At 44.9% G+C, this 12550-nt stretch carries 7 protein-coding genes; 3 read left to right on the forward strand and 4 right to left on the reverse strand.

The window, feature by feature from the left end:
- The first annotated feature begins 105 nt into the window (after positions 1 to 105).
- Both NFI81_RS21370 and NFI81_RS21375 read left to right on the forward strand, forming a co-directional pair.
- On the forward strand, positions 106 to 3555 hold the full coding sequence (locus NFI81_RS21370; protein WP_445438742.1) for a ThuA domain-containing protein: 3450 nt from the start codon (positions 106 to 108) through the stop codon (positions 3553 to 3555).
- 34 nt (positions 3556 to 3589) lie between these two features.
- Entirely contained in the window at positions 3590 to 3985 is a 396-nt protein-coding gene (locus NFI81_RS21375) for a hypothetical protein (protein WP_234615103.1), read from the forward strand.
- A gap of 65 nt (positions 3986 to 4050) precedes the next feature.
- On the opposite strand, the gene porU2 is transcribed toward NFI81_RS21375, so the two are convergent.
- Positions 4051 to 7365, reverse strand: a complete 3315-nt coding sequence (gene porU2, locus NFI81_RS21380) for a putative type IX secretion system sortase PorU2 (protein ID WP_234615102.1) — start codon at positions 7363 to 7365, stop codon at positions 4051 to 4053.
- 177 nt (positions 7366 to 7542) lie between these two features.
- On the reverse strand, positions 7543 to 9702 hold the full coding sequence (locus tag NFI81_RS21385; RefSeq protein WP_234615101.1) for a xanthine dehydrogenase family protein molybdopterin-binding subunit: 2160 nt from the start codon (positions 9700 to 9702) through the stop codon (positions 7543 to 7545).
- A gap of 229 nt (positions 9703 to 9931) precedes the next feature.
- Here NFI81_RS21385 and NFI81_RS21390 point away from each other — a divergent pair, with 229 nt between their 5' ends.
- Positions 9932 to 10354, forward strand: coding sequence for a response regulator (locus NFI81_RS21390; protein ID WP_234615100.1), 423 nt, complete (start codon positions 9932 to 9934; stop codon positions 10352 to 10354).
- Between the two features lie 25 nt (positions 10355 to 10379).
- Here NFI81_RS21390 and NFI81_RS21395 read toward each other — a convergent pair whose 3' ends face one another.
- Both NFI81_RS21395 and NFI81_RS21400 read right to left on the reverse strand, forming a co-directional pair.
- On the reverse strand, positions 10380 to 11024 hold the full coding sequence (locus NFI81_RS21395) for a pseudaminic acid biosynthesis-associated methylase (RefSeq protein ID WP_234615099.1): 645 nt from the start codon (positions 11022 to 11024) through the stop codon (positions 10380 to 10382).
- 521 nt (positions 11025 to 11545) lie between these two features.
- Complete coding sequence (locus NFI81_RS21400; RefSeq protein ID WP_234615098.1) at positions 11546 to 12517, reverse strand: GlxA family transcriptional regulator; 972 nt, start codon at positions 12515 to 12517, stop codon at positions 11546 to 11548.
- Positions 12518 to 12550: the final 33 nt, after the last annotated feature.

Consider the following 12550-nt stretch of genomic DNA (forward strand, 5'->3'; position numbering starts at 1 on the left):
GGTAAAATACAAATGTAAAATAGAAAAATATTTATTGTCTAATTTTTAGACAATAAATAAATTAATTATAGCTTTGTTTCACTTAATCAAAAACCAGGATATCGGATGAAAGTTAAATTTCTACTATTGCAGGTGCTCACTTTGAGTTTTTGCATGGTTTTACAAACCGCTGATGCGCAAAATGCTAAGGTTAACGTATTGGTTTTCAGTAAAACGGCCTCTTTCCGGCACGAATCCATTGCTGCTGGCAAAACGGCCTTGTCGAAGATGGCGAAGGAAAAAGGTTTTGGTGTCAGCTTTACAGAAGATGCCGGCCAGTTCAACGAGCCTAATCTGAAAAAATATAATACGGTTGTATTCCTGAACACCACTGGCGATGTGCTGACTAACGAGCAGCAAGTCGCATTTGAGCGGTACATTCAGGCGGGTGGAGGTTACACCGGCATTCACGCGGCTACGGATACGGAATATGAATGGCCTTGGTACGGGCAATTGGCAGGTGCTTATTTTCTGGATCATCCGATGACACCCAGCAATGTGCAGAAAGGAAAATTTATAGTGACCGAAAAAAATCATTGGGCTACACAAGGCATGCCAGATGAGTTTGAGAAAACGGATGAATTTTACAGCTTCAAAGACATTTCACCCAAGATCAAGGTCGTTCTTAAAATTGACGAAAAGAGCTACATAGGAGGTAAAAACCCTGATTTTCACCCGATGGCCTGGTATCAGGAATTTGACGGAGGCCGTTCCTTTTATACTGCAATGGGGCATACAGACGAGACATTCTCGGACCCTCTCTTTTTGAACCATCTTTATGCCGGCATCAAATATACAGCAGGTGGTGATGCGCCAAAAGCAGTTGATTTCTCCAAATCGAGGCCCGAAGAGAACCGGTTTACCAAAGTTATTCTGGAAGAAAAGCTGGATGAACCAATGGAGCTGAGCGTGCTAGATAAAGATCGTATCCTATTCATTCAGCGTAAAGGCGAAGTCCGGCTTTATAATGTTAAAACCAAAGAGTTGAAAAACATTGCCACCATTCCTGTCAGTACAAAGTACAAAAACAAGGAAGGCAAAGAGTCAACAGGTGAAGACGGACTTTTAGGCTTAAACAAAGACCCGAATTTTGCGCAAAACCACTGGATCTACTTATATTATTCCATTCCCGAAGCGCCAAAGAATGTGCTTGCAAGGTTTGAAATGAAAGGTGATCAGCTGGATCTTGAATCAAAAAAGGTGTTGTTGGAAGTAGAGACGCAGCGTGAAGAATGCTGTCATACGGGCGGTTCAATTGCCTGGGACAAAGCGGGTAATCTGTATTTATCAACAGGCGATAACACCAATCCGCACGGCTCGAGCGGTTACAGCCCGAGTGACGAGCGGGAGGGCAGATCGGCATGGGATGCGCAAAAATCCTCTGCCAACACAAATGACCTTCGTGGCAAGATCATTCGGATTAAACCACAGCCGGACGGGTCATATACCATTCCGGAAGGCAATCTTTTTGCAAAAGGCACACCACAAACGCGCCCGGAAATTTTCACAATGGGCCACAGAAACCCATTCCGGATCTCTATTGATCAGAAGACAAATTACGTATATTGGGGTGAGGTTGGCCCGGATGCAGCAAAGCCGGATTCGAGCAGAGGGCCTGCGGGGCACGATGAGGTAGGTCAGGCGCGTAAAGCTGGCAATTTTGGCTGGCCGCATTTTGTAGGGGACAATAAGGCATATAACAAATTTGATTTCACCGCAAACAAGTCCTCGGAACTGTGGGACGTAGCTGCTCCTACAAATAACTCTCCCAATAACACGGGGTTGAAAGTGCTTCCACCGGCTCAAAAGGCATTTATCTGGTATCCTTACGGCGCGTCGAAAGAGTTTCCTTTAACCGGAAGCGGCGGGAGAAATGCGATGGCAGGGCCTGTTTTTTACTCAGATGCATTTCAGCCAGCAACCAACGCATTCCCGGCTTATTATAATGGCAAACTGCTCACTTACGACTGGATGCGCGGCTGGATCATGTCTGTCACCATGGATAAGGAAGGCAATTTTGCTGCGATGGAACGGTTTATGCCCAGCTACAAATTCTCAAATCCAATGGATATGGAATTTGCTGAAAACGGCGATTTGTATATGCTGGAATACGGAACCGGATGGTTTTCCGCCAACGACGATGCGCGTTTGATCCGCATCGAATACAACGGTGGCAACCGCAAGCCGCAGATTCAGATGGCTGCTAACAAAATGGGAGGTGCAGCGCCGCTTGCATTGAAATTGGATGCGAAGGGCACTGTTGATGCCGATAATGATGTGCTGACCTATTCCTGGAAAATTACTTCTAAAAATGGTTTTACAAAGCTGATCAACACGCCCGAGGCAAATATAACACTTTCAAAACTTGGGATTTACAAAGCAACTTTGACGGTTAATGATGGCAAAGGTGGCGTCAACACGCAGTCGATGGACATTACAGTGGGGAATGAGCCGCCTGTGTTGAGCCTCAATATGCCAATGGGCAACAAGTCGTTCTATTCGGCTAACAAGCCTTTTAATTACGACGTCAAAGTTTCAGACAGGGAAGATGGAACCTTGGAAAAAGGCATTGATGCAGAGCGTGTTGCGGTGAATATCGATTATCTGGCCGAGGGTTTTGACAAGATTGCCATTGCCCAGGGGCATCGTTCCGCGGACGCAAGTGCGGCTTTTGCCCCAGGTAAAAAACTGATTGAAGCGAGCGATTGCAAAGCATGTCATAGTGTGGATAAAAAGTCGATCGGGCCGGCTTATCGCGAGGTTTCGGCAAAGTACAAAGGCGATAATTCCGCCGTTGAACGACTGACGAAGAAAGTGATCGCCGGGGGAGGGGGCGTTTGGGGTGAAACGGCTATGGCGGCGCATCCGCAGTTATCGGCGGCTGATGCATCCGAAATGGTCAAGTACATTCTGAATGTTACCAATGAAAAGCCAAAGGAAAAATCAATGCCGGTGAAAGGCAGCTATGTGGCCAAAGTGCCAACCGGCGATAAAGGTAAGGGCGTGTACATTGTCCGGGCAGCATATGAAGACGGCGGTGCCAGCGGATTGCCATCACTGAAATCGGAAAAAACGCTTGTCTTGAAAAATGCGAAGGTCGATATGCACAGCTTTGACGTCTACGAAGACATGATGAAAATTTCAAATGGCGGAATGAACCTGGCCATTGCTTCCAAATCCGGTGCCTACGTTGTGCTGAAACAAACGGATTTGAATGGAATTTCGGAACTGCAATTACAGGCCATTGCACCAAAACCTCAGCTGAATGCTGTTGGCGGGAAAGTAGAAGTTCGGCTCGACAGCCCAACAGGTCCGGTAGTAGGGTCGTCGGAATTTCTGGAACCGACCGACAAGCTGGATTTTAAGCCAAACCTGCTCAGTGTTCCCATCAAGTTTTCTGATAAGCCTGACGGCAAATTGCATGATCTGTATCTGGTCTTTACCAATCCAAAAGCGGACGGGCATTCACTCATGGTGGTTCTTGGAGCGGAATTCAAACTTGTTGAAAATCAATAAAACCAATCATTCTCACTTTAAATCAATTTATGCAATGAAAAGGATCTGTATCGCCATTGTAGTTTTATTCTTAGGAATTGCCGTTAAAGGCTTTTCGCAAGCCGCAACACCTACCACAACACCTAACGATCTATTCTTGGGTAAATGGGAAATTCTTGTTGTGGGTACGCCAGACGGAGATTCGAAGTTGGTCACAGAACTCACTAGAAAAGAGGGCAAACTGACCGGCGAACTAAAAGATCCGACAGGCAAGAATCCGGACGCCCTGCCCATCTCCAACATCATTGAGGAAGGAAACAAAATGACCATTTATTTTGAAGCACAGGGAACGGAAGTTTCGCTGGATCTGACAAAAGTGGATGACGACCATTTAAAAGGCTCCGTAATGAGCGGCATGTTTGATGCAACCGCGGTTAGGATTAAAGAGTAGGATTTGATTAAGATTTGCCAGAAACGAGGTGCCACCACAAGCTTGTGGCCCTCGTTTCTGGCATTTTATTTAGCGCTAATAATTACTTTGCCGGGGAATGTGACAAAGGCCTCATTCCGGTCATTTATAAGCAGAACCTTATAAGTGTAAAGCCCGGCTGCCTGGGACGAAAGCGTCCAATACCATTCATTTGTGAGCGCTCCTGAGGATACTAAACGGTTTTTGTCTTCAACCACGATGCCTCTTTGATTGTAAATAATATATCGTATTGATTTCAAATGTGTGTTTTTGGCGGTTTTGAGTTCGAAACGTAAATAGGTCGAGGCTGGGTTTGGACTTACTATGAGTTCGGTAGGCGGATTTTCGTCATCACTCACTTCGAAAAGCATTCTGTAAGGCTTAACCACAGCATTCCCGGTTCGATCTTTTGCATTAACCAAAATCTCGTAAACGCCTGCTTTAAAGTTTGTGAAGTAGTTCACTTCGAGGGTTTTTATATCGATTGCTCTCAATTCAAGGCTATTTTTCAAATAGACAATTCTCTCGAAATCACAGTTATCGTCCTCACAGCGCTTGATGAAGATTTCAATGAGGGATGTATCTGCTAAAAGTTGCCTGTCATCGGAAAGACAGATTGTTATCTTCGGAGCATTCGGAACGGTTTCTTTATCCTGTAACAACCTGTCATCAAACCTGACGGTTAATATCGGCGGAACGACGTCCTTTGCAAATTCAGAGGAGAACGTGCTTTTATCCTTCACCAACTCCCAGTCAATGTCCAATTCTGCAACATTGTTATCAATGTTCAGCTCACTGATGGTCCGCTTCGGATCGATTTCAACGCGGATTTTCTGAATGTCGCGGAAATTGAGAAAATTAACCTGTAATGCATTTTGAGAAGGAAATGATCTGACAGATTCCGTTTTGAGAACGGTTCCCTTTTTTCCAAAGCATGTTACCATCACAGGCACATCCTGCCCGGCTATAAACCGGCCGTTGTTCGACATTTTAACTTGAACTTTTAGCGAATCAGAACTTTCAATGGACTTATCCGGCGATTGCGCATGCAACGCAATGCTTTCGTCGGGATGAACCGCATAATCGGGTTTGTCCACGGTAATCAGCTTCAAAGCAGGATCGCCTTGCAGCAAAGTTTGGTGTACATTGGCAATGCTATGCGCGTCCTTGTGCTTTGAAACAATGTCTTTCGCCACGGCTATTTGAATTTTCCCAATCGGCAAATGTGCCGTGGTTGGATCCTTGAACATATAATGATACAGCCGTTGCAGATACGCTGCGGAAGGACTCACATAGCTTTCGTATGAGTTGGCAATAATAGCAATTGCTCCCCGGTCAGGCGCCAGCAGCCAATCGAGAGAAAGCGTGATTCGGTCTGTCGATTTGGGTGTTTTTGGTTTTTGGTTAAACTTATCAGCAAAAATGTTTCCGACGCCACAACCGTTGAAATACATCATTGGATACTTGTGCAGGTTATTGTAGCTGCGTGCAGCATCGGTGATATAGCCCATGTCCAGATCTGTGATATACCAGGACCCATGTCCGAAGAAAGTAATCAGCCCGACACCCTCATTCACTTCGGGCGTTATATTGACAGGTTCCGGTTCCGGAATCGCCTGTTGTTTGGCAAATTGCTTCACGTTGCCACCTAGTTCGCCCTTCTCCACATCGGGCTCCAACGCGCTCAAAAGGCCTTTCAGTTGACTGATTTCCCCAACCGTTTTTCCACCATTCAAATGCAGTACATTTTTACGCCAGCTGTAATCTTTCATGCTTTCATAATCCTTCACTTTACGCAAGTAATCGATAACATGCTGATTAGTAATGGCTGATAGTCGGCCTATTGGAATCGCCGGGACATCCTGTGGCGCGCCGGCCAGCCCTTCCACAAGCAGCATGTCGGAAGCAGGGTATCCGATCGTGGGGACTTCGCCGGGCAACTCCCGTTTCATACTTTCATTTTGGGTGATAGCTTTTCCAATGAGGAAGAGATATTTGTCTTTGTTGCCTTCGGAGAGCATAAAAGACACAAACTTCCTGATCCCAACAGGGCTTGGTTCGCCGTAGTTGAATTGATTATATATGTCCTGAATGTTGGCAACCAGCGGTTTAAAGCCCCCACCAGCCTTTGATGCCCGGTAATTCGCAAATTGTGTCGCGCCATGCAGCAAGCTGTCTGTTGTGATGATAATATAGTTAGGTTCCTTTGGAATCGAAGCCTGAAATTTGACCTCGTTAATTTTGGCGGCATCAACATTTACTGCCTTTTTTGCGGCAAGTAAGATTTGTTCTTTACCAGCCCGGCGCGGCACCATGACACTTTCATTTTTACCTTTCAAGACAATTGGCTTGTCGGGATCCGAAATATCCAGCAATGTATAGTCAGCCGAAGCGCCTCTAATCGAAATTTTGCTCACGTTGTCCTGTGTGGGAAGAAGCTTGAACTCCTTACTCGGTTCATTCCCAATTTGAAATTGCTGGGGAAACTCGACAGCATAATAAGTGAGTGAAAATCGGTCTAATCTATCCGGATTAACTGTTTTCAGGGAAATGATCCCGCTTTTTTCAGCATCCGTATCCTCAGGTTTTAATTCGAAAGTGAATTCTGTTGGACTAAATCGCGAATTTGTCAGCACCGTTACAAGCCGCAGGGACTTTGTATTTTTACCAACATAAATTTCGATTTTATGCTCCTTATCACTTCTGCCGTGGATTAGCAACTTAACGGTAGGTTTTAGAGCTGTGTTGACCAGGTTTTGTAAATTGAAATTTCCGATTATCGAACCGGCTCCGTCATTATCCTGGACTTTACCAGTCCTGCTGGCACCCGATTCGAAAAAGCTATTCAAAAAAGTTGGTTTGCTGATAGCTTTAGTCGTACCTAATGAATATTCATCCTTGAAAACTGTGGTGACCGTTTCTTTGTGAAATGGCAGCAATGGCACACTGTTGTCAATCGGCTCGTCAATGACTTTGGCCCTATTACCAGGTGAATCACCGACAGTCAAAAAGTACGAGCCTTCATCCGAATACATGCTAAAATACGGATTGACGCGAGAACTCATCGGCCGGTACAACAGCGAATCGCTTGCGCCATCGTTGGGAACGGCATAGAAGAGGATTTCGTTGTTTGCTGTGCTGATAATAGAAATCTGCTTGCCTCGCCTCCACAGTTGCAGTTTTTCAGGAGAATCGATCGGGAAGCTCTTCGGTAAGGCGGAAAGTGATATTTTATGAATGCCTTTCTTGGCTATATTGATTTTGGCATAGGGCTTATTATAATCTATCCAGTTGTTGGCATAAGGCGCTCCCCACTGCGCATTCGCTGCATGGGCAGTGAGCCAAGCTGCTATGAGGAACATTATGTGAATGAATTTACTCGTCTTATTACGCATATGAGCATCTTGCAGAACAAAGCCTGATTTGGCTTAATGTCTTGCAAGGAAAAGCACATTCGCCACTAAATACTTTCCTAATTAGCAAACGTGCGGTATGGATTATTCTGAGGTGAATGGGGTTGAGGACTTAGATTCAGTAACCTAAACCTCATCAAGACTAAAAGGCAATTTCCTGATGCGCTTGCCGGTGAGGTCAAAAATAGCGTTGCATAGTGCTGGTGCAAATGCTGGCAATCCGGGTTCGCCTACACCGCCCGGCTTTTCATCATTTTCCATGATGTGCACTTCCATTTGCGGGATCTCACCAATGCGTGGCAAAGGGTAAGTGTGGAAATTTTTTTCGACCGCTTTTCCGTCTTCAAAATGCGTGGCGTGGTTAATGGAGGCGCCAAGGGCCATGACAATGCTCCCTTCAACCTGCGCGCGGATAATGTCGGGATTAACATACCAGCCGCAGTCCATTACCGCATATACTTTGTCGATCCTGACCTTTCCGCCGTTCACGCGCGAAACTTTCACAGCCTGAGCAACAATGCTGCCGAAACATTCTGTTATAGCCATTCCCCATCCGTCGTTTTTATTCCTGGACTGCCAGTTGCTGACGGACGCAAGTTTGGTGATCAATGCCTGGTAACGCGGTGTGCTGAAATGCGCTTTCCTGAATTCCAGCGGGTCCTGAGCGGCGAGATGCGCAAGCTCATCGATAAAGCTTTCGCAGGCGAATGTATCCACATTGGCACCGGGTGCGCGCCACCACATGGTAGGTATAGGGGATTTGGTGGGCATACCGCCAAAACTGTAATGCGGAATGGATTTGTAATAATCACCAAGAAGACCGCCCATTTCGCCAGCATTCGTTGTTACCAGCTGCGCAGTGGCATCTTTGTCTTGCCCGGGGCCGATAGACTGGGATGCGGAAATGATCTGAAATGAAAAGATCTTATTGTTGTTATCCACGCCGCCTCTGCATTTGTATACAGCCCCGGGGCGAAATGGGCCCAGGCTCATGTCATCTTCTCTGGTCCAAACGACTTGCACCGGCGCTTTGATCTCTTTTGAAATAAGCGCAGCCTCCAACGGATAATCAGGAAATGCTTTTCTTCCGAAACCGCCACCAAGAAATGTCATGTTCACCCGGACATTTGCAGCCGGGATTTTAAACCTTTCGCTCAGATCGGCTTGTATCCAGTTGGCTTCCTGTATGGGTCCCCAAATTTCAATGCTGTCGTCTTTTACGTGGGCAATGCAATTGAGTGGTTCCATGCAACTATGCGACTGATAGGGCATTTCATAATGCGCATCAATGGCAGCAGAAGAGTTTTTAAATGCTGTTTCAAAAGCGTCAGATGGCAATGGCTTTTCCAGATCCTCATTCATTCTTATGAAAAGCTGTTCAGAACCGAGGTGCTCAAAACCTGCGTCGTCCCATTCTACTTTGAGCAACGTACGACCTTTCATTGCCGACCATAACGAATCTGCAACTACGGCGACGCCCTCATACATCAGGCCGAAAACAGCCCGCTGCACTTTTAGCACATGACTTACCCCTTTAACGGATTTGGTAGCCTTGTCGTCGAAACTTTTTACTTTCCCTCTAAAACGCGGGTTCCGCTCCACAACCGCATACAGCATGCCAGGCAGCTGTTTGTCAAGCCCAAACACCGCGGAGCCATTTACTTTGGAGAGGATGTCATTGCGTTGGAGGGGCTTGCCGATGATTTTATAATCTTTTCTTTCTTTCAGGGCAACCTGCGGAGGTGGCGTCAAGGCGGCGGCATCCTGGACCAGCAAGCCATAGCCAAGCTTCCTGCCTGTGTCCCGGTGAATAACATGGCCATTCGCTGCATAGCACTGACTTTTATCCACATTCCAATGATTTGCCGCTGCATCTATCAACATTTCTCTGGCAGATGCGCCAATCCGCAATAGTTCCTGATACCAGCCACGGATGGAAAAACTTCCTTCCCGCGGTTGCGGGCCATATTTTTGGGGATTGGCTGGGGCAAAGCGGATCTGCACATCGTCCATGCTTACTTCCAATTCCTCGGCAATGATTTGAGGGATCGCTTGCCAGGTTCCCTGTCCCATTTCCGACCTGTGGTTAAAAATGGTAACCTTTCCGGCTCCATCGATGGAAATCCAAGCCATCAGCTCGGTGGCTTGCAATGTACTATCAACCTGAACAATTTTGCCAGCCTTTGCCGCCGATGCCGGCCAATGGCAGCCGAGCGCTAGTATGACACCGGAAAAACCCGCCTTTTGCAGAAAAGTCCTTCTGGAAAGATCCAATTTATGTTCCATGGCTACGCATCTTAGTTTGCGCTATTTCGCTGTATAATAATACGAAAAAAGAATGTAAAGTGCTGACAGGTAGCTACTCTTTCTATTGCACAACTCAGAATATTTGTTATCATTGGCAAACCAAAAAATACAACACGATGCTGCTTACCCGGATGAAGGCCTTGCAACCGTGTAAGATCATCGTATATTAGGGTCTTGCCCGGTTACACAGAATTTACCTTAACGAACAATGAACAAGAATGGAGATATCATTATCATAGAAGATGATCCCGATGATCGGTTCATGCTCGAAGAAGTGTTCACTATTTTAGATTTTCCTAATCCGCGTAAATATTTTGAGGACGGAGCAGCCGCTCTTGAATATCTGGAAAATACAACCGATCTGCCTTTCCTGATCTTATCCGACCTTAACATGCCGAGGCTAGGTGGATTAGAGTTGAGAAAAAGACTGCACACTGATGCCAGATTAAATTTACGATGCATTCCCTACCTTTTTTTTTCAACCAGCGTTGATCAAAATGCAGTGATCGACGCTTATAGTATGTCTGCCCAGGGGTTTTTTGTAAAACCTGTTCAATTTGAAGACCTGAAAGACACCATAAAACTAATTGTTAACTATTGGAAAAAATGCGCTGCTCCGAATAACTTTTAAGAAAGTAGCTTTTGGACTAGTAATTTTATTTTGTCAATAAATAAATCTCATCTACATTACCCTTTTCTTTTTCAGAAATATAAGGAACCTTGGTACGGGAAACTTCTTTTAAACCGGGGAAGTTTTTCATGAAAATACCAGCGAAATCAGCTTTCCAAAGATAACCTGTATTTCCCCTGTAATTAATGTCCTGAATATCATCGGCATAATATTCCCATCCCATAATGTACTTGCTGCTGCAGCGATACATTTCTTTCATGATTCGACTGTGGTCCGCGGGAGCTATATGAATCAATACGCCGTTTGTACAAACAAGGTCAAAAAACTCGTCTTTAAAAGGTAGATCAAAGCCGGAACCTTGAATAATGTTGATCTTACTGTTAATTTGTTTGGCCTTTTCCACAGCATAATGTTGTAACTCTATGCCATACAGATTTTCAAAACCCATTCTCTGAAAGCCTCTTAGCTGCATACCAATATTGCAGCCGACTTCTAATATCCGGATATCTCTGGGCAGGCCTTCAAGCACAATATTATTAATGTCTAGTTTTGATTTGCCCCAGTTGTCAAAATAAAATTTATCCCATTCCGCATCCGACTGCCAGGAATTCCTGTCACTATATTCTTGCCCGAAATTTTTACTCCAAAAATTCTCCTGATCAGTTTTCATAGTTAGATTTGATTAATGATAGTTTCTGTGTTTCTGTGTTAAAATAGATATAGATACGCAGGCTGAGGGAGTGTTTATCACCGTGCGGTTCATTGCATCGGATCTCTAAACATTTCGGTTATTGCATCAGCTCTCGGCGGCTATCTTGCCAGCGCCGTATGAACGATCACAATGTCAATAAAGGATGTTGAGTTAAGCAGTTTTTCTTAGGGAGGCATCCGTCAAACAATAGCTAAAATGCTCTAAGTCTGGGTTGCAAAGAAAGAATGCTAATATAGGTTAAATAATTACATTACGCCGCGGTCTGCTATTTAAATTGCAATTTAGCTGTAATGCTTATTATATGTTTGAATGGCTGGATAGTACCAAATAATCAGTTAACTATCGCTAGTGCCATCGATACAACGGAGATGGCAGATGTAATATTATAGGCTTTACACGATAGCGTGATAATCTTTTAAATGGGCCTAGGGCGGATTACAGGTCTTCATTGCTTATAATGCTATTTCGAGCGAGAAGCATTATACCTCGGAATTAAATTTATTCCTGTAATCAATTGGTGTCATACCTGCGATGCGTTTAAAAACTTCACGAAACGCCTGATTATCGATATAACCGACGTCTGTCATAATGTCAAAAATGGTTTTCTTTCCGATTTCTAATTGCTGCTTGGCAGCTTCCACTTTAACACGCTGATGATACTCCGTAACCGTATTTCTGGTGGACTTTTTGAAACGGCGTTCCAATGTTCTTCGCGTTACACTAAATGCTTCGGCAGTACTTTCCACTGTCAGTTTTGCGGCGTAATTTTTTTCGAGATAATCCTGCACTTTTAGAACCAAAATGTCCTTATGGTCTTTCAGACCATTGAAAATTGTAAATGGAGATTGGCTGGGTTTATCCAGATCAATCAGAAAATATTTGGCTGTCCGAATTGCAATGGCGCGATTCGCAAATCGCTCAACCAAATGCAATAACAGGTTCCAGTACGCATTGCTTCCTGCGCTTGAATAAATTCCGTTCTGATCGGTGATCATTAGCTCGTCCACCAACTTCACGGATGGATAATAGTATTTGAATTCATTAGCAGATTGCCAGTGTGTGGTGCATTCCTTGCCCTTTAAAATACCTGAAAAAGCCAGTAAAAAAGAACCGGTGCACATACTTGCAACTTCCGCTCCTCTTCGATATTGTTCCGCCAACCAAATCCCGTAATCCTTATTTAAGTGGGTTGCTATAAGTAAGTTGCCCATCATGGATGGAATGATAATCAGATCGGTCTTTTCGACCTCATGCAATAGGACATCGGCTCGGACTGTAAATTGCCCGCTATGTTGCTGCATTTCTTTCGTCTGTCCCACCAGTTGAATTTTGAAAAGGGGCGGATCTCCCTTTTCAGCCAGAAACTCATTAACCTTTGCAAAAACATAGCCCGCATCAATGATCGACGACAAGACCGCATTTTTCAATGTCAGGATCGAGATTGTTATCATTTTACAAAAGTATTACTTGAAAATGTCGCAATC

This window comes from Dyadobacter fanqingshengii, assembly GCF_023822005.2.
Taxonomy (GTDB): domain Bacteria; phylum Bacteroidota; class Bacteroidia; order Cytophagales; family Spirosomataceae; genus Dyadobacter; species Dyadobacter fanqingshengii.

Coding starts and splice junctions, on each gene's coding strand:
- NFI81_RS21370 (WP_445438742.1), top strand. CDS start 106: ATGAAAGTTAAATTTCTACTATTGCAGGTGCTCACTTTGAGTTTTTGC.
- NFI81_RS21375 (WP_234615103.1), top strand. CDS start 3,590: ATGAAAAGGATCTGTATCGCCATTGTAGTTTTATTCTTAGGAATTGCC.
- porU2 (WP_234615102.1), bottom strand. CDS start 7,365: ATGTTCCTCATAGCAGCTTGGCTCACTGCCCATGCAGCGAATGCGCAG.
- NFI81_RS21385 (WP_234615101.1), bottom strand. CDS start 9,702: ATGGAACATAAATTGGATCTTTCCAGAAGGACTTTTCTGCAAAAGGCG.
- NFI81_RS21390 (WP_234615100.1), top strand. CDS start 9,932: ATGAACAAGAATGGAGATATCATTATCATAGAAGATGATCCCGATGAT.
- NFI81_RS21395 (WP_234615099.1), bottom strand. CDS start 11,024: ATGAAAACTGATCAGGAGAATTTTTGGAGTAAAAATTTCGGGCAAGAA.
- NFI81_RS21400 (WP_234615098.1), bottom strand. CDS start 12,517: ATGATAACAATCTCGATCCTGACATTGAAAAATGCGGTCTTGTCGTCG.